Origin of the sequence: Streptomyces thermocarboxydus (genome assembly GCF_024760485.1) — a bacterium.
GTDB classification, from domain to species: Bacteria; Actinomycetota; Actinomycetes; order Streptomycetales; family Streptomycetaceae; genus Streptomyces; species Streptomyces cellulosae.
In genome coordinates, this window is sequence record NZ_CP058273.1 from 5077736 (window position 1) to 5100436 (window position 22701).

Here is a 22701-nt window from a genome sequence, read left to right on the forward strand (position 1 = left end):
GCCGTAGGCGCCCGGCCGATGCGCGGCCCGGCCTAGTCCGGCAGCCGGCGGGCCGGGGCGCCCTGGGTCGCGCCGCGCGTGTGGATGTACAGCTGGCGCCGGTCGCCCACGTCGAGCCGCTGGGGGAGCGGCAGTTCGTGACGCACCGGACGCGCGTGGTCGGCGAGCTGCCGGCGCGGGTTGTAGACCTGGTTGAACTTCCACAGCATCCGGGCGAAGTTCGTCTGCCCGTGCGCCAGGTTGGCGGCCAGCACCCGCGCCGCCCCGAACGCCGTGCGCAGCCCCAGGTGCTTGCGGTTGATGACCGCCTGGGTGCGCACCAGCTCCTCGTAGAAGCGGTCCAGCGGCAGCGTGGTGGGCACCACCGCGTGCTGGATGTCGAACAGCCGGTAGTCCCGGGTGGTGAGCCGGCGCGACTCGGTGTGCCAGATCTCCGTGCCCGGGTACGGCGTCATCACCGTGAAGTGCACGATCTCCGGCACGGCCATCGCGAACTCCCGCAGCACCCGGAAGCGCTCCTCGTCCCAGGCCGGGTCCACGATCAGGTTGATGGCGACCCGGATGCCCATCTTCCGGGCCGTCTCCAGCGCCTTCAGGTTCTCGTCCGGGCTGACCCGCTTCCGGTACAGGTCGAGGCCCTCCGCGTCGATCGCCTCCATGCCGAGGAACATGTACCGCAGCCCCAGCCGCGCCCAGCGCTCGAACACCTCGGGGTGGCGCAGCAGCACGTCGGAGCGGGTCTCCAGGTAGTACTGCTTGCGGATGCGGCGCCGCTCCACCTCCGCGGCGATGGCGTTGCCGTGCTCCGGCCGGATGAAGGCCACGTCGTCCACGATGAACACGTTCGGCTCGCGGATCGCCGCCAGGTCGTCCGCCGCCGCCTCCGGGGACGCCTTGCGGTAGCTGCGGCCGTAGAACGTCCACGCGGAGCAGAACGAACAGTCCCAGGGGCAGCCGCGGGTGAACTCGATCGACGCGCACGGATCCAGCTCACCGATGAAGTACCGGCGCCGGCTGCGCATCAGGTCCCGGGCCGGCCGGGGCTCGTCGATGCTGTGCAGCATCAGCGGGGCGGGTCCGCGCCCCGACGCCGTCACGACACCCGGCACCCCCTCGACTCCGCCGTCCCGCACCGCCTCCAGCAGCGGCCCGACGGCGGGCTCGCCCTCGCCCCGGACCACGGCGTCGACGGCGCCCTTCGCCTGCTCGACGACCTCCTCGGCGACGAACGAGACGCTGTGCCCGCCGAGGAACACGAAGCAGTCCGGCAGCTCCTCCTTCACCCGCTCCGCCAGCCGGATCGCCTCGGGGATGTTCGCCAGGTAGTTCAGCGAGATGCCGAGCGCCTCCGGGCGGAAGGACCGCACCTCGTCGCGCAGCTTCCGCACGCTCAGCACCTGGAGGTCGACGACCCTCACCTCGTGGCCCGCCTCGCGGGCGGCGCCGGCCACCCGCTCCAGCCCCAGGGGTTCGAGCCGGAGGAAGATCTCGGAGTACATCAGGGCGCTGGGGTGGACGAGCAGCAGGCGCATGAGGGACCTCGTCACGGTGCCGGGAACAGGGCGGGACGTCCCTTTCGTAACCCGCCGCGCCGGGGCGCGTACTGCCCATACGCCCGCATGGCCCACGCGGCGGCACGCAGGAGTGGTTGCCCGGCGCGCCGCACCAGCCCCCGCGACCCCCGCGAATACCGGTGGTGGCGCCCTCCGGACGGCCGCCGCGGGGGCTGCCGCGACCGGGTCGCTGCGCTGGCGAGGTCCCCCGCACCGGGGGTGTCCTGAATGACGAGGCCCGCAGCGACAGCGCATGGGAGACCGTACTCGTGACCACCACCGGCTCCGATTCCACCTACGACCCCCCGGCGGACCCCGCCGTCTCCGCCGCGGCCGCGGCGGTCGAACAGACCCCGCCCCGCACGGACCGCCGCGTCGCCCTCGTCACCGGCGCGTCCTCGGGCATCGGCGCGGCCACCGCCCGGCGCTTCGCCGCCGGCGGCTGGCACCTGCTGCTCAGCGGACGCGACCGGCGACGCCTTGAGGAGACCGCCTCCGGCACGTCCGCGGTCCTGCTGCCCGCCGACCTCGCCGCCCCCGACGGGGCGAAGATGCTGGCCGAGGCCGCGCTGCGGGAGGCGGGACGGATCGACCTGCTGGTCGCCGGGGCGGGCATCGGCTGGGCGGGCCCCTTCCTGACCATGCCGCACACCGACATCGACCGGGTGCTCTTCCTCGACCTCAACGCCACCCTCCACCTGGTGCGCGAGGTGCTGCCCGCGATGGTCGCGGCCGGAAGCGGCCGGGTGGTGCTCGTCGGGTCGGTGGCCGGAGCGGTGGGCGTCCGCGAGGAGGCGGTGTACTCCGCCGCCAAGGCGGGCCTCGCCGCCTTCGCCGAGGCGCTCCGGCAGGAACTGCGCGACACCGGCGTCGGCGTCACCCTCGTCGTGCCCGGCCCCGTCGAGACGGGCTTCTTCGCCCGCCGTGGCCGCCCCTACCACCGCTCCTACCCCCGCCCCACCTCGGCCGGCCGCGTCGCGGCGGCGGTCTGGGACGCGGTGAGCGAGTCGCGGGACGACACGTACATCCCGTCGTGGCTCACGCTCCCGCCCCGCGTCCGTGCGCTGACGCCGGGGCTCTACCGGAAGCTGCTGGACCGCTTCGGCTGAGGGCGTCCGGGGCTCGCCCGCTCCCAGGGCGCGTACCGCTACGCTCTGCGTGAGCGACCCGACCCGAACGGGTGAACCCCGGGAACTTGGCTGGGATCACCCTGTACGGGAGGGGCCGGACCCCTTGAGATTTCCGGCTGCCGGACCCCGGCCGCGTCCGCGCTTCACTCCGGCAGAGGCATGCGCGACCCGCGTGTGTGAGGCGACTCTCAGCCGCCGGGCTTTGTGCGACCCCCACAAGCCGCAGGGCCTCTGAGCAGTTGGAATGCCTGCACAGCTCCCTGGTTCTGTTCAGTGCTACCAGGAAAAGACCCCGGAGACTGTGAGGAGTCGACGGCTCGCAATCAGCGGCGGGCTTCGTAAGGTCACTACATGACCGTTTTGGATGAGGCGCCGGGTGAGCCGACCGACGCGCGCGGACGTGTGGCCGAACTGCACGAGATCCGCGAGCAGGCACTGGCCGGCCCGAGCGAGAAGGCGACCCAGGCGCAGCACGCCAAGGGCAAGCTGACCGCGCGGGAGCGCATCGAACTGCTGCTGGACGCGGGCTCCTTCCGCGAGGTCGAGCAGCTGCGCCGGCACCGGGCCACCGGCTTCGGTCTGGAGGAGAAGAAGCCGTACACCGACGGTGTCATCACCGGCTGGGGCACGGTGGAGGGACGGACGGTCTTCGTCTACGCCCACGACTTCCGCATCTTCGGCGGCGCGCTGGGCGAGGCGCACGCCACGAAGATCCACAAGATCATGGACATGGCCATCGCGGCCGGGGCGCCGCTGGTGTCCCTCAACGACGGCGCGGGCGCCCGCATCCAGGAGGGCGTCTCGGCGCTCGCGGGGTACGGCGGCATCTTCCAGCGCAACACCAAGGCGAGCGGTGTCATCCCGCAGATCAGCGTCATGCTCGGCCCGTGCGCGGGCGGCGCGGCCTACAGCCCGGCGCTGACGGACTTCGTGTTCATGGTCCGCGACACCTCGCAGATGTTCATCACGGGCCCGGACGTGGTCAAGGCCGTCACGGGCGAGGAGATCACCCAGAACGGCCTGGGCGGCGCCGACGTGCACGCCGAGACGTCCGGCGTGTGCCACTTCGCCTACGACGACGAAGAGACCTGCATCGCCGAGGTGCGCTACCTGCTCTCCCTGCTTCCGCAGAACAACCGGGAGAACCCGCCGCGGGTGGACAGCTCCGACGCCGCGGACCGCCGCAGCGACGTGCTGCTGGACCTGGTCCCGGCGGACGGCAACCGCCCGTACGACATGGCGAAGGTGATCGAGGAGATCGTCGACGACGGCGAGTACCTCGAGGTCCACGAGCGCTGGGCGCGGAACATCATCTGCGCGCTGGCGCGGATGGACGGCCAGGTCGTCGGCATCGTCGCCAACCAGCCGCAGACGCTGGCGGGCGTGCTGGACATCGAGGCCTCGGAGAAGGCCGCGCGGTTCGTGCAGATGTGCGACGCCTTCAACATCCCGATCCTGACCTTCCTGGACGTGCCCGGCTTCCTGCCCGGCGTCGACCAGGAGCACGGCGGCATCATCCGCCACGGCGCGAAGCTGCTGTACGCGTACTGCAACGCCACGGTGCCGCGGATCTCGCTGATCCTGCGGAAGGCGTACGGCGGTGCGTACATCGTCATGGACTCGCAGTCCATCGGCGCCGACCTGACCTACGCCTGGCCGACGAACGAGATCGCGGTGATGGGCGCGGAGGGCGCGGCCAACGTGATCTTCCGCCGGCAGATCGCCGAGGCCGAGGACCCCGAGGCCATGCGGGCGCGCATGGTCAAGGAGTACAAGTCCGAGCTGATGCACCCCTATTACGCCGCCGAGCGGGGGCTGGTCGACGACGTGATCGACCCGGCCGAGACCCGTGAGGTGCTGATCCGTTCGCTGGCGATGCTGCAGACCAAGCACGCCGACCTGCCGTCGCGCAAGCACGGCAACCCGCCCCAGTAAGTGGGAGAACCGACGATGACGACACCTGACATCCGTGTGGAGAAGGGGCATGCCGAGCCGGAGGAGGTCGCGGCGATCGCGGCGATCCTGATGGCCCGCGCGGCCGCCCCGCAGACCGCAGCACCGGCCCACCGGGGCCGCCCCCGGGCCGGCTGGCGCCGCCTGGAACGCGAACCAGGCTTCCGAGCCCCCCACAGCTGGCGTTGACCCCAGAAGGGCCCCTCCTCTCCAGGAGGGGCCCTTCTGCAACCCCCTCAAGGGGCGCGAGGAACTGCGCGACCAGCCCCCGCCGGGCCGCACCCGGCGACGAACACTGCCCGGCACTTCCGTGGCCGTCGGGGGAGTCGCGCAACTCGGCGCCAACGAGGTGCCGCCTGCGCCCACCCGTGCCGCCCCGAGCGGCACGACTGCCCGCAGTTCAGCAGGGGCGCGGGGAACTGCGCGAACGACCCCCACCGGGCCGCACCCGGCGATGGACAGTGGGCGACACCTCGGTGGCCGTGTCGCGCTGCTCGGCGCTTACGAGGTGCCGCCTGCGCCCACCCGTGCCGCCCCGAGCGGCACGACTGCCCGCAGTTCAGCAGGGGCGCGGGGAACTGCGCGATCGGCCAGCGACTACCCGCACCCGGCGTCGCACCGCCGTACCCACGGAAACAGCCCCCGTGCCAAAAGGCACGGGGGCTGTTCTCACGTGGAAAGCGGCTAGCGCAGGCGCGCCATCAGCGCATGCTCCACCAGCGTGATGAGCGTCGACTTCGCGTCCGCCCGATGCCGCGCATCCGTCGTGATGATCGGCGTGTCCGGCCCGATCTGGAGAGCCTCCCGGACCTCGTCCGGGTTGTACGGCTGCTGCCCGTCGAAGCCGTTGAGGGCGATGACGAAGGGCAGTCCGCTGTTCTCGAAGTAGTCGACCGCGGGGAAGCAGTCCGCGAGCCGCCGCGTGTCGACGAGCACGACCGCGCCGATCGCGCCGCGCACCAGGTCGTCCCACATGAACCAGAACCGGTCCTGGCCGGGCGTGCCGAACAGGTACAGGATCAGGTCCTGGTCCAGGGTGATACGGCCGAAGTCCATGGCCACCGTGGTGGTGGTCTTGTCCCCGGTGTGGGTGAGGTCGTCGATGCCTGCCGAAGCAGACGTCATGACGGCCTCCGTGCGCAGCGGGTTGATCTCCGAAACGGCCCCGACGAACGTGGTCTTGCCCACGCCGAAGCCACCCGCCACCACGATCTTCGCCGAGGTGGTGGAGCGGGAAGGACCGCCGCTAGAGCTTGCGAAGTCCACTGAGCACCCTTTCGAGCAGTGTCACGTCTGGCTGGCCGCCGGCGTTTTCGTCGCCGCCGGGCTGATGGATGGCGACCAGTCCCGCCTCCGCCAAGTCGGCGACGAGGATCCTGGCCACGCCGAGAGGGATGGTCAGCAGGGCCGAGACCTCGGCCACCGACTTGATTTCCCGGCAGAGGTTGCAGATCCGCTGATGCTCGGGCAGCTGGCCCTGCATCTGGTGCGGCTGCGCGGTGGTGTGCACCAGCGCCTCGATGGCGAGCTGGTACCGCGGCCTGGTGCGGCCGCCCGTCATCGCGTACGGGCGCACCAGGGGGTTGTTGGACGCCCCGGCGGGCGACGCCTCGGGCGTGCGGCGCTGCGGCTGCACGGGCTGGATGCGCGGGCTCTGCGGCTGGTCGTACGGCGAGGGGCCGGGGCCCTGGGGCGCGTACGGCTGACCGTGCTGCGGCGTGGAGGGGTAACCGTACCGGTTCTGGGAACCGTCGTTCTGACCCTGGGCGGGGCCGTACGACCAGTTGCCCGCCGATGAACCGTCTGGGGGTGTTCCCACTTTCTCCTCCTCCGACTGTGCCTGGCACCCATCTCTGTGGAGCCGCGTCCCGAAACCTTACGGCCCCGGGACGCCATGTCGCACCGTCCGCTTGTCAGTTGAGAAGGCTCCCCTGGAGCTCCGCGCGAAGGTCCGGCGTGAGGACCGTACCCGCCCGGTCGACCAGAAGCGCCATCTCGTAACCAATGAGACCGATGTCCGCCTCGGGATGTGCGAGAACCGCGAGCGACGAACCGTCGGAAATGGACATGATGAAGAGGAACCCCCGCTCCATCTCCACAACCGTCTGATTCACGCTGCCGCCCTCGAAGATCCGAGAGGCGCCGGCGGTGAGTGAGGTCAGACCGGAGGCGACGGCCGCGAGCTGGTCGGCGCGGTCGCGGGGGAAGCCTTCGGACATCGCCAGAAGGAGTCCGTCGGCGGAGACCACCACCGTGTGGGACACCCCCGGGGTGTTGTCCACGAAGTTGGTGATCAACCAGTTCAGGTTCTGTGCCGCCTGGCTCATCGGGCTCACACTAACGCTCCTGGTTGTAGGTGCTGTCAGGACCGAAGCCCTGGCCGTTCGTTTCACTGCCTGCGGTGCGGCCTCGCTGGACACCGCGCCGCAGGTTGCTCAGCCTGCCCCGGACGTCCTCCGGGGCTCGGGAGACCTGTGGGCCCCCCTGGGGGGTCGTTTCGGCGGCTCCCTCGACCAGGTTGGCCTTCGGGACCCTCCGAGGCAGGCCGGAGGAGGTCACTCCGCCCGCCTTGGGCTTCCGGAGCGCCGAGGCCTGCTGCCAGCGCTCGTCGTTCGCCGAGCGCCAGCCGCTGCTGTCGCCGTTGCTCTCCGGGGTGTTGGCCGGGGGCTCCTGGCTGCCGTGTCCCGTGCCGCCCGTGCCGCCCGCGCCGTTCGCGGAGGACCCGCGGCGCGGAAGCCCGGCATCGGTCAGCGCGTGGGCCTCCGAAGGAGCCGGTCCCGGACGGTCGAAGCCTACGCTGTCCTGCTCGCGCGCGTCAGCGGCCTGCGAGGATTCCCCCTCCGGGGCCTGTGCAGGGTACTGGTCCTGGTAGCCGTTGCGGTAGCCGTCGTGCTGCGGCCAGTCGTCCTGCTGGCGCCGCTCGCCGAAGCCCGGGAACGAGCCCGTGGCGCCCGCGGGGGCCTGGCCGTTGCGCGGCTCGGCGTACGAGCCGTTCCGGTAGCCGCCGTTCTGCTGCTGGAAGCCGTCGTTCTGCTGGAAGGCGTCGTTCTGCGGCAGGTTGCCGTTCGGCGCGTAGTAGCCCTCGCCGTACGACTGCTGCTGCCGGCCGTCGTAGCCGGCCTGCCCGCCGTCGTCGTACGCCTGCTGGTCGTACCCGCCGCCCTGCTGCTGGTCCTGGTAGCCGTTGTCGTAGCCCTGGGCGTCGTAGCCCTGGCCGTTGCCGTAGCCGCCCTGACCGTCGTCGTAGCCCTGCTGCCGGCCGGCGAACTCGTCGCCGTAGCCGCCCTGCTCGCCGCCGTCCTGGGCGTTCCCGGCGGTCAACTCGCCCTGCTCCGGCTGCGACTGGGCCTCCAGGGCCGCACGCCGCTCCTCGCGCATCAGGGACCGGCCGACCGGGTCCAGCTCACGGATGTCGTCGGGGACGTCCGAGTAGCGGCTGTCGTCGAAGCCCAGCTCCGCGGCGGTGCGCATCGGCTGGCCGAAGTTCTCACCCTGGAAGTTCTGCTCCGGGATGATCTGCGAGACCATGAACTCGTCCTGGACCGGGGCCGCCTCGCCGCCACCGCCGTGGGTGATGGCGTCCGGCAGCATGACCAGCGAGGTGGTGCCGGCCTGCTCGCCCGAGGGGCGGAGCTGGACGCGGATGCCGTGCCGGTCGGACAGCCGGCCGACCACGAACAGACCCATGCGCTGCGAGATCGCGGCGTCCACGGTGGGCGGGTTGGCCAGCTTGTGGTTGATGTCCGCGAAGTCCTCGGCGGTGAGGCCGATGCCCTTGTCGTGGATCTCGATCATGATGCGGCCGTCGGGCAGACGGGTCGCGGTGACGCGCACCTTCGTCTGCGGCGAGGAGAACGTGGTGGCGTTCTCCAGCAGCTCGGCGAGCAGGTGCACGAGGTCGGTGACCGCGCGGCCGTGGATCTCGGCGTCCGGCACGCCGGACAGCTCGATGCGCTCGTACTGCTCCACCTCGGAGGAGGCGGCGCGCAGCACGTCGACCAGCGGGACCGGCTGGTCCCAGCGGCGGCCCGGCTCCTCGCCGGCGAGGACCAGGAGGTTCTCGCCGTTGCGGCGCATACGGGTCGCGAGGTGGTCCAGCTTGAAGAGGTTCTCCAGCTGGTCCGGGTCGGCCTCGTTGTTCTCCAGGTCGGTGATCAGGGTCAGCTGGCCCTCGATCAGCGACTGGTTGCGGCGCGACAGGTTGGTGAAGATCGCGTTGATGTTGCCCCGCAGCAGGGCCTGCTCGGCGGCGAGCCGGACGGCCTCGCGGTGGACCTGGTCGAAGGCGCGGGCGACCTCGCCGATCTCGTCCGTGGAGTTGATCGGGATGGGCGCGACCTTGGTGTCCACCCGGCCCGGGTCGGTCCGGGAGAGCTGGTCGACCAGCATCGGCAGGCGCTGCTCGGCGATACCGAAGGCGGCGTTGCGCAGCTGGCGCATCGACTGGCTCATCTGGCGGGCGACCATGCCGGCCAGGATGAACGCGGCGAGCAGCGCGAGCACGACCGCGGCGCCGGTGATGAAGGCGTCCCGCTGGGCGTCGGAGGCGATCTGCGAGGCCTCGTTCACGGCGGTGTCGGCGAGGTCGGACTCGATCTCGCGGTAGCCGTCGAACTTGAGGGTGTTCATCGCCCACCAGTTCTCGGGCGTGATGCCCTTGGCGGCGAGGTCCTTGCGGGCGGACTCGTCCGTGGTGGACAGGCGGCCCAGCTCGGAGATGAGCGTCTCCGGCTTGGCCGGCGGCGGGACGTAGTCCGGGTCGTTCTGCGCGGCGGCCTTCGCCATGGCGGCGCCCTCCGCCTGGATGCGCGCGGCGATCTCGTCCAGCTTGGCGTTGTCCGCCTCGGTGCCGCCGCCCTTGTACTCGTCGAGGGCGATGCGCTCGAGGTAGGCGTACGACAGGAAGGCCACGCGCTGGCTGGCGAGCTGGCTGTCGGTCGGGCCCGGCTTCACCAGCAGGTGCATGCCGATGGAGCGCTGCAGCGACAGAGCGGCCTTGGTCAGCGAGATCGCGTAGACCGTACGGCCGTAGCTGGTGACGTTGCCGGTACCGAGACCGAGCTCGTTGGCGATCTCCATCAGGGGGTGGGCGACGGCGACGTAGCCCTCCTCCGTCTCCACGCCCTTGAGCTTGGAGGTGTACGCGGCGGCGCGCAGCGAGGACAGCTTCGGCTCGGCCTCGCGGATGAGCTGGAGGCGGCGCTGCAGACCGGGCTTGTCCGGCACGTTCTGCGCGGCCTCGTCGAAGGCGTCGGCGGCCTTGTCGGTCGCCTCGCGTGCCTTGGAGACGTCCGGGTCGTCCTCGCCCTTGCCGCTCAGCAGCGGCACGGCGCTGACGTCACGCTCGTTGTAGAGAGCGTTGGCGTACGTGAGGGAGGCCCGCACCAGGCGGGCGGTGTTCTCGGCGTCCTGCGCCTCGGTCCACGTGTCGATCGAGCTCTTCACCTGGAAGCCGCCCATGACGAGGCCGACCAGCACGGGTATGAGCAGGATCGCGTTGAGCCTCGTGGCCACGCGCCAGTTCCGCGGGGACATACGTCCTCCGCTCTGTGCGGGCGCGGCCTTCGGCTCGGGACCGGGCACGGGGGCGGGCGCCGCTGTGCGCGGCGGCGGCGTGAAGTTGCCCCGGGCCGACGGCTCGGGACTGTTCTTGCTTCGCCTCACTCGACCAACAACCTCTCGGCGGTCGGCACCTTCGTCGTGCCGCAGTGTCTCAGAGCCCGGCATGCCATCGACTACTGAGTACGTCTTTGACCCATGGGCAGTTCAGGCATTCCAGCATGCCGACCAGCGCTCTTCCAAACATGGAAAGCGGGGGGTCCCGAGCGATGTAAGTCCCAGATAAAACGGTCATAAAGAGCGAGGGGCGCCAAATGACGAGGTCTTCGTGCGCACAGCGGTACCGCGCGACCGCGTCGCGTGTCGGCCTCACCCGATTCCTCTGCCGAAACGTTATGAACACCGGGGCCGGCCGTGTCAAAGGACACAGCCGGCACCTGTACATCTACGACAACCGCAGTATGCCGCTTTCGTTCTGCCTCTACCGGAGCCGCGCCATAAGGGCATGTTCGACCAGGGTGATCAGCGCACTCTTGGCGTCCGCGCGATGGCGGGCGTCCGTGGTGATGATCGGGGCGTCGGGCCCGATCTGCAGCGCCTCGCGCACTTCCTCCGGGGAGTAGGGCTGCTGCCCGTCGAAGCCGTTGAGGGCGATGACGAAGGGCAGTCCGCTGTTCTCGAAGTAGTCGACCGCGGGGAAGCAGTCGGCGAGACGGCGGGTGTCGACCAGGACGACGGCGCCGATGGCGCCGCGTACCAGGTCGTCCCACATGAACCAGAACCGGTCCTGGCCGGGCGTGCCGAACAGGTACAGGATCAGGTCCTGGTCCAGCGTGATGCGGCCGAAGTCCATGGCCACCGTGGTGGTGGTCTTGTCCCCGGTGTGGGTGAGGTCGTCGATGCCTGCCGAGGCAGACGTCATGACGGCCTCCGTGCGCAGCGGGTTGATCTCCGAGACGGCCCCGACGAACGTGGTCTTGCCCACGCCGAAGCCACCCGCCACCACGATCTTCGCCGAGGTGGTCGCACTTCTCTCGGAGACCGTCCCGCCGCTAGAGCTTGCGAAGTCCACTGAGCACCCTTTCGAGCAGTGTCACGTCCGGGGCGCCTGTCGCCTCGTCGCCGCCCGGCTGGTGCACGGCGACGAGTCCCGCCTCCGCCAGGTCCGCCACCAGGATCCGGGCGACGCCCAGCGGCATGTTGAGCAGTGCCGACACCTCGGCGACCGACTTCACCTCTCGGCACAGGTGGCAGATGCGCTGGTGCTCGGGAAGGAGCCCCATGAGCGCTGCCGGGTCGGCCGTCGTACTGATCAGTGCCTCGATGGCAAGCTGATAACGCGGCCTGGTCCGGCCGCCGGTCATCGCGTACGGACGCACCAGCGGCTGGTCGCCCTCGTCCTCGTACGGCTCCGCGTACGGATCATGAGAGGCGGTGGGCGGGGTCATGAATCCTCCGGGCGGGACAGCAAGTGGGTCAGTCAAGCTGTTTTCTGGGGCCGGTGGGGGGAATTGTGGCGGCCGGACGGTGATTTGGTGAGACGGGTGGTGCCGGGGCCGATCAGTGGAGCAGACTTCCCTGTAGCTCGGCGCGCAGGTCCGGGGTGAGGACCGCCCCCGCACGGTCGACCAGGAGCGCCATTTCGTAGCCGACGAGGCCGATGTCGCACTCGGGGTGCGCGAGCACGGCGAGGGACGAGCCGTCGGAGACGGACATGAGGAAAAGGAACCCCCGCTCCATTTCCACGACCGTCTGAGCGACGCTGCCGCCCTCGAAGATCCGTGAGGCGCCGGCCGTCAGGGAGGTCAGCCCCGAGGCGACGGCCGCGAGCTGGTCCGCGCGGTCGCGCGGAAAGCCCTCGGAGAGCGCCAGGAGGAGACCGTCGGCGGACACGACGACGGTGTGGGACACCCCAGGGGTGTTGTCCACGAAGTTGGTGATCAACCAGTTGAGATTCTGTGCCGCCTGGCTCATCGGGCTCAACTAACGCTCCTGCTGGTGAGTGGGCCGTGGGAAGCTGCCGGTCTGTGCGGACCCGGCCTGACGACCCTGTGCGATACCCCGACGGAGATTGGTCAGCCGGCCGCGCACGTCATCGGGGGCGCGCGAGACCTGAGGACCGCTCTGGTGGTTCTGCTGCTGAGCCGTGCCCGGGACGAGGTTCGCCTTGGGCACCCGGCGCGGCAGGCCGGAGGTGGTGACGCCGCCCGCGGCCGGCTTGCGGACGCGTTCGGCCTGCTTGACGAGCTCGTCGTTGGGCGAGCTGCGCCAGGCGGCATTGGACCGCTGCGAGCCTGTGGGGCCCTGCGGTTGGGGGGACTGCTGCTGGGGCTGCTGCTGCGGGGCGGCCGGCGCGGAGCCGTTGCCCTGCTCCTGCGCACCGCCCTGGCCGCCGCGGAACCAGTTGGTCTCCAGCGTGTCGTACAGCGGGGTGCGGCCGTCGCCCGGGCCGGTGGCCGGGGGCAGCGCCCACTGGTCGGACGGCTGGCGCTGCGGCTGCTGCGGGGCCTGGGGAGCCTGCGGACGCGGCGGGACGGGAGCCCCGCCGTTCACCTGCGGACGCTCGAACTGGCCCGTGCCGGACGGGTCGGAGCCGGGACGGGCGGGCAGCGCGTACTGGCCGGTCGAGCCGTTGTTCTGGCCCTGGGCCGGGTACTGGCCCGTGCCGTTGGCGTTGCCGTAGCCCTGCGAGGCGGGGAACTGGCCCGTGGAGGCCGGGTTCTGCGCGCCGTGGCGGCCGCCCTGCGGGGCGCCGAAGATGTCACCGCGGACGAACTGGCCCGTGTTCTGCGGGCCGTTGGCGCCGGGACGGCCGTACTGGCCGGTGTCCTGGCCGGGAGCGTGCTGCTGCTCGTCGAACCGGGGGATCTCCGCCGTGGCGCCGGGGCCCTGACGGTCGTCGAAGCGCGGCATCGCGGCCGTGCGGGAGACGTCCTCGTCGTGGCCGCGCGGGGCGTCCACCGAGGGGCGTGGCGCCGGCGGGCGGGCGTTCTCGTCGCCCCAGCTCGGCGTGCGCTGCTGGTCGCCGCCCGGCAGCTCCGGACGGTCGTTGCCGCGCGGCGGGAGCTGCGGACGGCGGCCGCGCTCGGGGGCGTTGCCCCGCTGCGGCGGCACCTGCCCCTGGTTTCCGGACGCGGCCTGCGGGGCGCTCGGGCCCTGCTGCCCGAAGCCGGCGCCCGCCGGAGCGGGACGGCCCTGCGGGGGAGCGGAGGGAGCGCCCGGGTCGAACAGCGAAGAGGTCTGGTTGCCCGCCGGGGGACCCTGCGGTCCCGGCCGCCGGGACCGCCCGAGCCGTCCCGCCCGGGCAGCGCGGCCGGGGCCCTGACCGGCCCCGAGACGCCCGCCGGGCGCACTCGCGCCGAGCGAACCGCCGCCGGACTGGCCGGCCCGGCGGAGCGCCGCGCGGCGGCGGCGCCCGCGGCGGCCTGCGCGGCGGCGGGACCGCCCGCGCCGCCCGGCTGACCGGGCTTGCCCTGCGGCTTCTTGCCGCCCTGGGCGACGTCGACGGGCAGCATGACCAGCGCGGTCGTACCGCCGGAGTCGGACGGGCGGAGCTGGATGCGGATGCCGTGGCGCTGCGACAGACGGCCGACCACGAACAGACCCATGCGGCGGGAGACGGAGACGTCCACGGTGGGCGGCGAGGCGAGCCGCTCGTTGATCGCCGCGAGGTCCTCGGGGGACAGACCGATACCGGTGTCGTGGATCTCGATCAGCACACGGCCGTCGGGCAGCGCGTGACCGGTGACCTTGACCTTGGTCTGCGGGGAGGAGAACGAGGTCGCGTTCTCCAGCAGCTCGGCGAGCAGGTGCACGAGGTCGTTGACCACGCGGCCGGCCACCTCGGTGGACGGCACGGCGGCCAGTTCGATGCGCTCGTACTGCTCCACCTCGGACGCGGCGGCGCGGAGCACGTCGACCAGCGGGACCGGACGGGTCCAGCGGCGGCCGGGCTCCTCACCCGCGAGGACGAGGAGGTTCTCACCGTTACGGCGCATACGGGTCGCGAGGTGGTCCAGCTTGAACAGCGAGGACAGCTGGTCCGGGTCGGCCTCGCGGGACTCGAGCTCGGAGATCAGCGACAGCTGGCGCTGGATCAGACCCTGGGAGCGGCGCGAGAGGTTGGTGAACATCGCGTTGACGTTGCCCCGCAGCAGGGCCTGCTCGGCGGCGAGGCGGACCGCCTCGCGGTGCACGTCGTCGAACGCCGCGGCCACACGGCCGATCTCGTCCCGGGAGTGCACACCGACCGACTCGACGGTGGTGTCGACGTCCTGCGGGTCCGACTCGGAGAGCTGCTTGACCAGGTCGGGCAGGCGTTCCTGGGCGACCTTGGTCGCGGTCTCCTCCAGGCGGCGCAGCGACCGGATCATGGACCGGGCCACGACGAAGGCGCCGACCAGCGACACACCGAGCACGAGAAGGATCAGCGCACCGGAGATGATCGCGTCGCGCTCGGTGGCGTTGCGCAGCTCGCGGGCCTTCTGCTCCATCTCCTCGAGCAGCCGGAGCTCGATGTTCTTCATCTGCTGGATCTTGGTGGAGCTGTCGTCCAGCCAGTCACGGTAGGAGCGCGCGCCCACCGACTGCAGACCGAACTCCGAGGCCAGCGCGCGGCCGGCGTACTCGTCGGTCGCCTTGATCGTGGGGTTGCCCTCTTCGATGGGCAGCAGCAGCTCGGCGGCGGAGTCCTCGCCGTAGATGCTCTTGAAGGCGCGCAGCTCGGACTTCTGGCTCTCCAGCGCGGACTGCGCGTAGAGCCGGTCGTTCTCGGCGATGTCGCCCTTGGTGGTGTTGCTCGCGGGCAGCGCGGCGGCCAGGACGGCGCGCTGGACCGACGCGTACTCCTTGGCGGAGGAGAACGACGCCAGGGCACGCGTGCGCTGGATCATGTCCGGGTTGCTGGTCGCCTCCGCCATGTCCTGCGACAGGTCGATCAGGTTCTCGATCAGGCGGTGGTAGCCCTCGACGCTCTGCGTGGAGTTGTTCTCCTGCTGGAACGCCGTGTTGCGGATCTTGGCGAGCTCGCTCAGGTCGCCGGCCAGCTGGACGAGGTTGTCGCGGACGCCCTTGAGGTTGCCGTCCTTGCTCGCCGCGTCGATCTCCTCGGAGCTGTCGAGGAAGTTCGACATCGCGCGGTCGGTCTTCTCGCGGTAGCCCTTGACCGAGAAGTCCGTGCCCTTGCCGCCGTGCGCGAGCGGACCGGCCGACTGGTCGCGCTCCTCCTGGAGCGCGTGCGCCAGCTCGGTGGCCTGCTTGGTCATGTCCGTCAGCAGCTTCATGTTGTCGAGCTGCTGGATGTCGTCCATCGACTGCTGGATACGCAGCGCGCCGAGCGAGGTGGCCGCGACCACCGGCAGCGCCAGCAGCGACACCAGGCGGGTCGAGATCCGCCAGTTGCGCAGGGCTATTCGCGAACCCGGGCCGACCGGGCCGGCGGGGGAGGCCGACGGGGCGGACGGGGGCGCGGACGGCGCGCCGGGGCGCTCGCCGCCGGGCGGGGTCGGGCCCTGGCTCTGGGCGTGCTGGGGCGAGGAGCTGACGGCCTTGGGGCCAGTCCCGCCCTGCGGCTCCGGCTCCGCCGAAGCGCTGCCATCCCTCTTGAAACGTCCCTGCACTAGCGTCGCAACCTCTGAACCAGGCGCCCCTCCGCGTGAACGGCGAGGCACGGTGTCGGCGTCATAGGGGCGCCCTGAATACGCCCCCGTGGTGGTCGTGATGATCCGGCGCCGGTTCCCCCATCTCACCGCCACTCGGCGCGTGGTCGCGCCCCCTGTGCGCCGGCTCGATCCCTGCGGCGGTCCGTGAGATTCCAGCACAGTGCCGGATCTCCAACAAGGCCCATGTGCTTACCCGTGACATACGTGACACCTCGTGTCCGCCCTATCACCAGCCGTAGACCGGGATCTTGCTCATTCCGGGCATACCGGGCCGGACCGTCGAGGGTGAGGCGGTGTCCCAGTCGGCATGATCAGGAGCGGAATGGTCGCTTCAGGGGGTCAATGTCCGATTCCGCTCACCCCGGAGTGCGTCCGGGATGCCCGGAATGTCATTCGCATCGTGAGCAAACTCACACCGAGATCACCGCTCCCGGCTCCCGGCCCCCGGGAATCGAATGTTTAGCCTGACGCTTTACAGAGGTGGCAGAACTGACAACCCGCGCCCGTCCGAGGATCCTCACGGACCCTCCGGGCGCCCGTGCACAGGACAGGGTCAAGTAAACAGTGAAGACGACGACGATGTTCCACAAGATCGCCAACCCGCGGCGCACCACGCTCGCGCACCTCGACGGTGCCGACGATCTGCAGAAGCCGGTCCAGCAGGAGCACCCCGTCGAACTCCCGGCCCAGACGGCCAACCCCAAGCGCACCATCCTCATGGAGATCCCGGTCACGGCCGGCGCCGCGAACTGACACACCGGTACGTACGCGCGGCCGCCGCGAAACGCTCAACGCGCGCCGCGCACCCACGAGGGGCGCCCCACCCGCCGAGGTGGGGCGCCCCTCGTCGGTGCGCCGGGCCGGTACCCCTGCGCGTTAGCCTGGAGCGTCAGACTCCAGCCGCTTCAGTCAAGGGGACCAGCATCCCGTGCGCATCGCCAGATTCTCCATCGACGGGAACGTCGCCTTCGGCGCGGTCGAGGGCGAGAAGCAGGACGAGCTCGTCCTGGACATCATCAAGGGCATCCCGTTCGCGGACTTCGAGCTCTCCGGCACCAAGGTCCCGGTGAGCAAGGTCAGGCTGCTGCCCCCGGTGCTCCCCAACAAGGTGGTGGCCTTCGGGCGCAACTACGCGGACCACGCGAAGGAGATGGGCAACGAGGTGCCCGACGCCCCCTTCGCCTTCTTCAAGCCCGCCACCTCGGTCATCGGCCCCGGCGACGAGATCCAGTACCCGTCCTTCTCGCAGGACGTGCACCACGAGGCCGAGCTCGCCGTGGTCATCGGCCGGCTCTGCCGCGAGGTCCCGCGCGAACGCGTCAAGGACGTGATCTTCGGCTACACCTGCGCCAACGACGTCACCGCGCGCGACGTCCAGAAGCGCGAGAAGCAGTGGGCCCGGGCCAAGGGCTTCGACACCTCCTGCCCGCTCGGCCCCTGGGTGGAGACCGACCTCGACCCGCACGACCTGACGATCCAGCTCACGGTCAACGGCGGCCAGCGCCAGCTCGGCCGCACCAGCGAGATGATCCACTCGATCGAGGACCTGATCGTCAACATCTCCGAGGCCATGACCCTGCTCCCGGGCGACGTCATCCTCACGGGCACCCCGGCTGGGGTCGGCCCCCTCCACGTCGGCGACGAGGTCGCCGTCACCATCGAAGGCATCGGCACTCTCACCAACAAGGTTGTCAAGCGTGGCTAGCGCATCCGGCTCCTCCGTCCGCGTCCGTTTCTGCCCGTCGCCCACCGGTAACCCCCACGTGGGCCTGGTCCGCACCGCCCTGTTCAACTGGGCGTTCGCCAAGCACCACGGCGGCACCCTGGTCTTCCGCATCGAGGACACCGACGCGGCCCGCGACTCCGAGGAGTCCTACAACCAGCTGCTGGACTCCATGCGCTGGCTGGGCTTCGACTGGGACGAGGGCCCCGAGGTCGGCGGCCCGCACGCGCCGTACCGCCAGTCGCAGCGCATGGACATCTACCGCGACGTGGCGCGGAAGCTGCTCGACGGCGGCTACGCCTACCACTGCTACTGCTCCCAGGACGAGCTGGACGCCCGCCGCGAGGCCGCCCGCGCCGCCGGCAAGCCGTCCGGCTACGACGGCCACTGCCGCGAGCTCACCGCCGCGCAGGTCGAGCAGTACCAGGCGCAGGGCCGTGAGCCGATCGTCCGGTTCCGGATGCCCGACGAGCCGATCACCTTCACCGACCTGGTGCGCGGCGAGATCACCTACCAGCCGGAGAACGTGCCGGACTACGGCATCGTGCGCGCCAACGGCGCCCCGCTGTACACGCTGGTCAACCCGGTCGACGACGCCCTGATGGAGATCACCCACGTCCTGCGCGGCGAGGACCTGCTCTCCTCCACCCCGCGCCAGATCGCCCTGTACAAGGCGCTGATCGAGCTGGGCGTCGCCAAGGAGATCCCCGCCTTCGGCCACCTGCCGTACGTGATGGGCGAGGGCAACAAGAAGCTCTCCAAGCGCGACCCGCAGTCCTCGCTCAATCTCTACCGCGAGCGCGGCTTCCTGCCCGAGGGCCTGCTCAACTACCTGTCGCTGCTCGGCTGGTCGCTCTCCGCCGACCAGGACGTCTTCACGATCGACGAGATGGTCGCCGCCTTCGACGTCTCCGACGTCAACCCCAACCCGGCGCGCTTCGACCTCAAGAAGTGCGAGGCGATCAACGCCGACCACATCCGCATGCTCGACGTGAAGGACTTCGCCGAGCGCTGCCGCCCCTGGCTCCAGCCCCCCCACGCGCCCTGGGCCCCGGAGGCCTTCGACGAGGCCAAGTGGCAGGCCATCGCGCCGCACGCGCAGACCCGGGTGAAGGTGCTGTCGGAGATCACCGACAACGTCGACTTCCTGTTCCTGCCGGAGCCGGTCTTCGACGAGGCGTCCTGGAACAAGGCGATGAAGGAGGGCTCCGACGCCCTGCTGCGCACCGCCCGGGAGAACCTGGCGGCCGCCGACTGGACGTCCGCCGAGTCGCTGAAGGAGGCCGTCCTGGCCGCCGGCGAGGCCCACGGCCTCAAGCTCGGCAAGGCCCAGGCGCCGGTCCGCGTCGCCGTCACCGGCCGCACCGTCGGCCTGCCGCTCTTCGAGTCCCTCGAGGTGCTGGGCAAGGAGAAGTCCCTGGCCCGCATCGACGCGGCCCTGGCGCGGCTCGCCGGCTGACCTCGCACCCGCCGAGCAGGGGCGGCCCCCGGACACCTCCGGGGGCCGCCCCTTCGCGTTCCCCGGTGCCCTCCCGCCCGTCCCGGTACCGTCGGTGGCATGGACATCCGCGCAGTGGTCTGGGACGTCGACGACACGCTGTTCGACTACACCTCCGCCGACCGTGAGGGCATGCGCGCCCACCTCGTGGCCGAGGGGCTGCTCGCGGGGTACGGCTCCGCCGAGGAGGCGCTGGCGCGCTGGCGGGAGATCACCGACCGGCAGTGGGCGCGGTTCGCCGCCGGCGAGGTCGACTTCGAGACCCAGCGTCGCGACCGCACCCGGGTGTTCCTCGGACGCGAGCTGACCGACGCCGAGGCGGACGAGTGGTTCGACCGCTACCTGGTCCACTACGAGTCCGCCTGGAGCCTGTTCCCGGACGTGCTTCCCGTGCTGGACGCGCTCGCCGCCAGCCACCGGCACGCCGTGCTCTCCAACTCCAGCCTGCACGTGCAGGACCGCAAGCTGCGGGTGCTGGGCGTGCACGACCGCTTCGAGGCGATCCTGTGCGCCGCCGAGCTGGGCGTCTCCAAGCCGGAGCCCGGCGCCTTCCTGGCCGCCTGCGACGCCCTCGCGCTGCCCCCGGAGCAGGTCGCCTACGTCGGGGACCACCCGGAGATCGACGGCCGGGGCGCCGCCGAGGCCGGGCTGCTCTCCGTGTGGATCGACCGCGCCGACGCCCACGCCACCCTCGAACCGCCGGTCGGTCCGCGCCGCATCGCGTCCCTCGCCGAACTGCCCTCCCTGCTGCGCGGCCATACTCGTTTTGGAGCGTCGACCTCCTTCAGGTAATGTTCTTCCTGCGCCGCGGGGAGCGGGCCGGAAGGCCGGAGCCCCGAAGCGCAGAACTTGAACGAGATCCCCTCCGGGGCTTGCGTTCCAGTGGCCTATGGTGTAATTGGCAGCACGACTGATTCTGGTTCAGTTAGTCTTGGTTCGAGTCCAGGTAGGCCAGCTCGCAGAGCTCATCTGCACCCGCGGATCACATCCGCAAGCCCCCGTTGTGTAGCGGCCTAGCACGCTGCCCTCTCAAGGCAGTAGCGCCGGTTCGAATCCGGTCGGGGGTACAGATCCTTCCCGCGAGGACAGTGAGGGTAGCTCCCCCTGTCGTCGATGCAGGATCGCTAGGGCCCCCGTTGTGTAGCGGCCTAGCACGCCGCCCTCTCAAGGCGGTAGCGCCGGTTCGAATCCGGTCGGGGGTACTGACTGGTCTAAACCATCATTGGTCTATGGTGTAATTGGCAGCACGACTGATTCTGGTTCAGTTAGTCTTGGTTCGAGTCCAGGTAGACCAGCAGGATCTGCGGAAACGCGTGATCCACGCCCCCGTTGTGTAGCGGCCTAGCACGCCGCCCTCTCAAGGCGGTAGCGCCGGTTCGAATCCGGTCGGGGGTACACCGGCGAAAGCCCTCCACCTCGGTGGGGGGCTTTCGTGCTGTCCGTCACTCGATGCCGTACCGGCGGGCCGACTCCTCCTCCTGCGCCAGCCGGTGCAGCGCGCGCAGCACCGGCTCGAACAGCACCGCGGACGCCACGGCCACCTCCACCTGCTCCTTCAGCGAGTCGTACGTCTCCATGACGTCGAGCTGCCGGGACGCCACCTGGTGCATCAGCCGCGCGTACGGCGCCATCAGCTCCGCGTCCCACGGGTAGCCGAGCCGCCGCAGTGTGGCGACCGCCACCACCAGCGAGCGGTGCACGGGGGAGAGGGACGCCAGCTCCCGCGAGGTCTCCCAGCCCAGCGACTCCAGCAGCCTGTCCACCTCCGCGCGGGCCGCCACCACGTCCGGGTCCTCCTCGTCCGGCTCCGGGTCCTGCGGCAGCGCCCACAGCGCCGCGCCCAGACGGATCGTGCGGCCCAGGGAGTCGTCGTCGACGTGGCTCAGCACCTCACGAGCCCTGGCCACCGGGATGCCGCCGACCTGGATCAGCGCGCGCACCAGCCGCAGCCGGCGCAGATGCTCCTCGTCGTACTCCGCCGTGGTCGCGTTGACGCGGCGGCCGGGCGGCAGCAGTCCCTCGCGCAGGTAGTACTTGATCGTCGCGATGGACACACCGCTGCGTTCGCTCAGTTCAGCCAGCCGCACCTCTTGCGCCTCTCATGGGATAGCGAGACTATCCAACGGTTCCTCCGGGAACCCGTCCAGGCCACCCTATGGATCCGGGAGTGAGGCATGCGGCGCAGGTTCGCCACAGCCGAGCGCACCACCGCGGCGGCGGAGGGCGACGTCGTCGTCCTGCTGATCGGCATGCGGATCAACCACTTCTGGGCGGTGCACCACTGGCTGCCCGTGCTGGCCTCCATGCCGCGCATGCTGCGCGAGCTCGGCAGGCGCCCCGGGAGCGGACTGCTCAGCCACGTCCTGCTCACGGCCTCCCCGCGGACCTACTACGTCGTCCAGTACTGGGAGTCCAAGGAGAAGCTCTACGCCTACGCGCACGCCCCGGGCACGGTCCATCACCGCGCGTGGACGTTCGTCAACGGCAAGGAGCGCGCGGGCAAGGTGCGCGGCCATGTCGGGCTCTGGCACGAGGCGTACGTGGTGCCGCAGGGCAACTACGAGGCGATCTACGCCGACATGCCGGCATTCGGACTCGCCGCCGCGCACGGGCGGATACCGCTGGAGCGGCGCGGCCGGCGCGCCAAGGACCGGTTCGCGTACCGGCCGGAGGGGTCCGCGCGGCCCGAAGGGGCGGAAAAGACCGCGCCGTCGGCGGTGGCCGACGGCGCGTGAGGCGGGGGAGGGGTCCGCCGCGGCGTTGAGGCGGACCCGTTCCCGCGAGGCGGGTTCGGTGGACGTGGGCCTGGAGGCGCGAGCCTTCAGGAGCGCCGGAGCGCCTCGGAGAGGCGGGCGGCGGCGTCGATGACGGCCTGGGCGTGCATCCGGCCCGGGTGACGCGTCAGACGCTCGATGGGGCCGGAGACCGACACGGCGGCCACCACGCGGTTCGACGGGCCGCGCACCGGCGCCGAGACGGACGCCACGCCCGGCTCGCGCTCGCCGATCGACTGGGCCCAGCCGCGGCGCCGCACGCCGGAGAGGGCCGTCGCCGTGAAACGGGCGCCCTGCAGGCCGCGGTGCAGCCGCTCGGGCTCCTCCCACGCCATGAGGATCTGCGCCGACGAACCGGCCTTCATGGTGAGCGTCGAGCCCACCGGTACCGTGTCCCGCAGTCCGGACAGGCGCTCCGCCGCGGCGACGCAGATACGCATGTCGCCCTGGCGGCGGTAGAGCTGGGCGCTCTCGCCCGTCACGTCGCGCAGGTGGGTCAGCACCGGGCCCGCCGTGGCGAGCAGCCGGTCCTCGCCCGCGGCCGCGGCCAGTTCGGCCAGGCGCGGGCCCAGGATGAACCGCCCCTGCATGTCTCGCGCCACCATGCGGTGGTGCTCCAGCGCCACCGCGAGGCGGTGGGCCGTGGGTCGTGCCAGTCCGGTGGCACCGACCAACCCCGCGAGGGTGGCCGGGCCGGACTCCAGGGCGCTCAGGACGAGTGCTGCCTTGTCCAGAACGCCGACGCCGCTACTGTTGTCCATGCAACGATACTTGCGTCTCACTCTGTGAAACGCAAGTTCAATTTCTCGTGGAACCCGCCACTCTTGAAGCACGAAGCAACGCGGCCCGTG

At 71.0% G+C, this 22701-nt stretch carries 18 protein-coding genes, 5 tRNA genes and 1 pseudogene; 13 read left to right on the top strand and 11 right to left on the bottom strand.

The genetic code is table 11. The annotated features are described in order from the left end of the window. Positions 1-32 precede the first annotated feature (32 nt). A complete protein-coding gene (gene hpnR, locus AY578_RS23535; protein ID WP_136239219.1) occupies positions 33-1532 on the bottom strand; it encodes a hopanoid C-3 methylase HpnR in 1500 nt (499 codons plus the stop codon). A 290-nt stretch (positions 1533-1822) separates the two neighbouring features. Between hpnR and AY578_RS23540 the strand changes: the two genes are divergently transcribed. The 3 genes from AY578_RS23540 (at position 1823) to AY578_RS23550 (ending at position 4825) form a co-directional block, all read left to right on the top strand. Then, positions 1823-2662 (top strand): SDR family NAD(P)-dependent oxidoreductase, encoded by an 840-nt coding sequence (locus AY578_RS23540; RefSeq protein WP_136239218.1) that lies wholly within the window; start codon positions 1823-1825, stop codon positions 2660-2662. 372 nt (positions 2663-3034) lie between these two features. Beyond that, entirely contained in the window at positions 3035-4618 is a 1584-nt protein-coding gene (locus AY578_RS23545; protein ID WP_215048780.1) for an acyl-CoA carboxylase subunit beta, read from the top strand. A gap of 15 nt (positions 4619-4633) precedes the next feature. Further along, positions 4634-4825 carry an acyl-CoA carboxylase epsilon subunit gene (locus AY578_RS23550; RefSeq protein WP_026243740.1) on the top strand — a complete coding sequence of 64 codons (192 nt, stop codon included), beginning with the start codon at positions 4634-4636 and terminating at the stop codon, positions 4823-4825. A gap of 495 nt (positions 4826-5320) precedes the next feature. On the opposite strand, the gene AY578_RS23555 is transcribed toward AY578_RS23550, so the two are convergent. The 8 genes and pseudogenes from AY578_RS23555 to AY578_RS23590 all read right to left on the bottom strand — a co-directional run bounded on the left by AY578_RS23555 (position 5321) and on the right by AY578_RS23590 (position 15813). Then, complete coding sequence (locus AY578_RS23555) at positions 5321-5902, bottom strand: GTP-binding protein (RefSeq protein ID WP_026243582.1); 582 nt, start codon at positions 5900-5902, stop codon at positions 5321-5323. Beyond that, positions 5883-6455, bottom strand: a complete 573-nt coding sequence (locus tag AY578_RS23560) for a DUF742 domain-containing protein (protein WP_215048781.1) — start codon at positions 6453-6455, stop codon at positions 5883-5885. Before AY578_RS23560 ends, AY578_RS23555 begins: the two co-directional genes overlap by 20 nt. Before the next feature lie 94 nt (positions 6456-6549). Beyond that, a complete protein-coding gene (locus tag AY578_RS23565; protein ID WP_004983065.1) occupies positions 6550-6963 on the bottom strand; it encodes a roadblock/LC7 domain-containing protein in 414 nt (137 codons plus the stop codon). 10 nt (positions 6964-6973) lie between these two features. After that, positions 6974-10300, bottom strand: a complete 3327-nt coding sequence (locus AY578_RS23570; RefSeq protein ID WP_258905280.1) for a sensor histidine kinase — start codon at positions 10298-10300, stop codon at positions 6974-6976. Positions 10301-10676: 376 nt separating this feature from the next. Continuing rightward, the gene (locus AY578_RS23575; protein ID WP_026243584.1) at positions 10677-11267 is read right to left on the bottom strand and encodes a GTP-binding protein; all 591 of its coding nucleotides are present in this window, start codon (positions 11265-11267) and stop codon (positions 10677-10679) included. Continuing rightward, positions 11248-11643, bottom strand: a complete 396-nt coding sequence (locus AY578_RS23580; RefSeq protein ID WP_006130593.1) for a DUF742 domain-containing protein — start codon at positions 11641-11643, stop codon at positions 11248-11250. Before AY578_RS23580 ends, AY578_RS23575 begins: the two co-directional genes overlap by 20 nt. Positions 11644-11755: 112 nt before the next feature. Beyond that, positions 11756-12169, bottom strand: a complete 414-nt coding sequence (locus AY578_RS23585) for a roadblock/LC7 domain-containing protein (RefSeq protein WP_030216565.1) — start codon at positions 12167-12169, stop codon at positions 11756-11758. Between the two features lie 9 nt (positions 12170-12178). Beyond that, positions 12179-15813: pseudogene (locus AY578_RS23590) on the bottom strand (sensor histidine kinase). A 606-nt stretch (positions 15814-16419) separates the two neighbouring features. On the opposite strand from AY578_RS23590, the gene AY578_RS23595 reads away from it, so the two are divergent. From AY578_RS23595 to AY578_RS23635, 9 genes are all read left to right on the top strand, one after another. Next, entirely contained in the window at positions 16420-16608 is a 189-nt protein-coding gene (locus AY578_RS23595) for a hypothetical protein (protein WP_028961739.1), read from the top strand. A 175-nt stretch (positions 16609-16783) separates the two neighbouring features. Further along, on the top strand, positions 16784-17560 hold the full coding sequence (locus AY578_RS23600) for a fumarylacetoacetate hydrolase family protein (protein WP_019523224.1): 777 nt from the start codon (positions 16784-16786) through the stop codon (positions 17558-17560). Continuing rightward, entirely contained in the window at positions 17553-19037 is a 1485-nt protein-coding gene (gene gltX, locus AY578_RS23605; protein WP_078504513.1) for a glutamate--tRNA ligase, read from the top strand. The genes AY578_RS23600 and gltX overlap by 8 nt, the downstream gene beginning before the upstream one ends. Before the next feature lie 99 nt (positions 19038-19136). Continuing rightward, positions 19137-19868, top strand: a complete 732-nt coding sequence (locus AY578_RS23610) for an HAD family hydrolase (protein ID WP_258905290.1) — start codon at positions 19137-19139, stop codon at positions 19866-19868. 91 nt (positions 19869-19959) lie between these two features. Further along, positions 19960-20031, top strand: a tRNA-Gln gene (locus AY578_RS23615). Positions 20032-20070: 39 nt separating this feature from the next. After that, positions 20071-20143 (top strand) — tRNA-Glu (locus tag AY578_RS23620). A gap of 62 nt (positions 20144-20205) precedes the next feature. Next, a tRNA-Glu gene (locus tag AY578_RS23625) sits at positions 20206-20278 on the top strand. Positions 20279-20299: 21 nt separating this feature from the next. After that, positions 20300-20371, top strand: a tRNA-Gln gene (locus AY578_RS23630). Positions 20372-20398: 27 nt separating this feature from the next. Beyond that, positions 20399-20471, top strand: a tRNA-Glu gene (locus tag AY578_RS23635). A 47-nt stretch (positions 20472-20518) separates the two neighbouring features. Here AY578_RS23635 and AY578_RS23640 read toward each other — a convergent pair. Next, on the bottom strand, positions 20519-21163 hold the full coding sequence (locus tag AY578_RS23640) for a MerR family transcriptional regulator (RefSeq protein ID WP_019523227.1): 645 nt from the start codon (positions 21161-21163) through the stop codon (positions 20519-20521). 87 nt (positions 21164-21250) lie between these two features. On the opposite strand from AY578_RS23640, the gene AY578_RS23645 reads away from it, so the two are divergent. Then, complete coding sequence (locus AY578_RS23645) at positions 21251-21811, top strand: DUF4188 domain-containing protein (RefSeq protein WP_019523228.1); 561 nt, start codon at positions 21251-21253, stop codon at positions 21809-21811. A gap of 86 nt (positions 21812-21897) precedes the next feature. Here the strand turns inward: AY578_RS23645 and ndgR are convergent, their stop codons facing one another. Further along, positions 21898-22611, bottom strand: a complete 714-nt coding sequence (ndgR, locus tag AY578_RS23650; protein ID WP_006130487.1) for an IclR family transcriptional regulator NdgR — start codon at positions 22609-22611, stop codon at positions 21898-21900. Between the last annotated feature and the right edge of the window lie 90 nt (positions 22612-22701).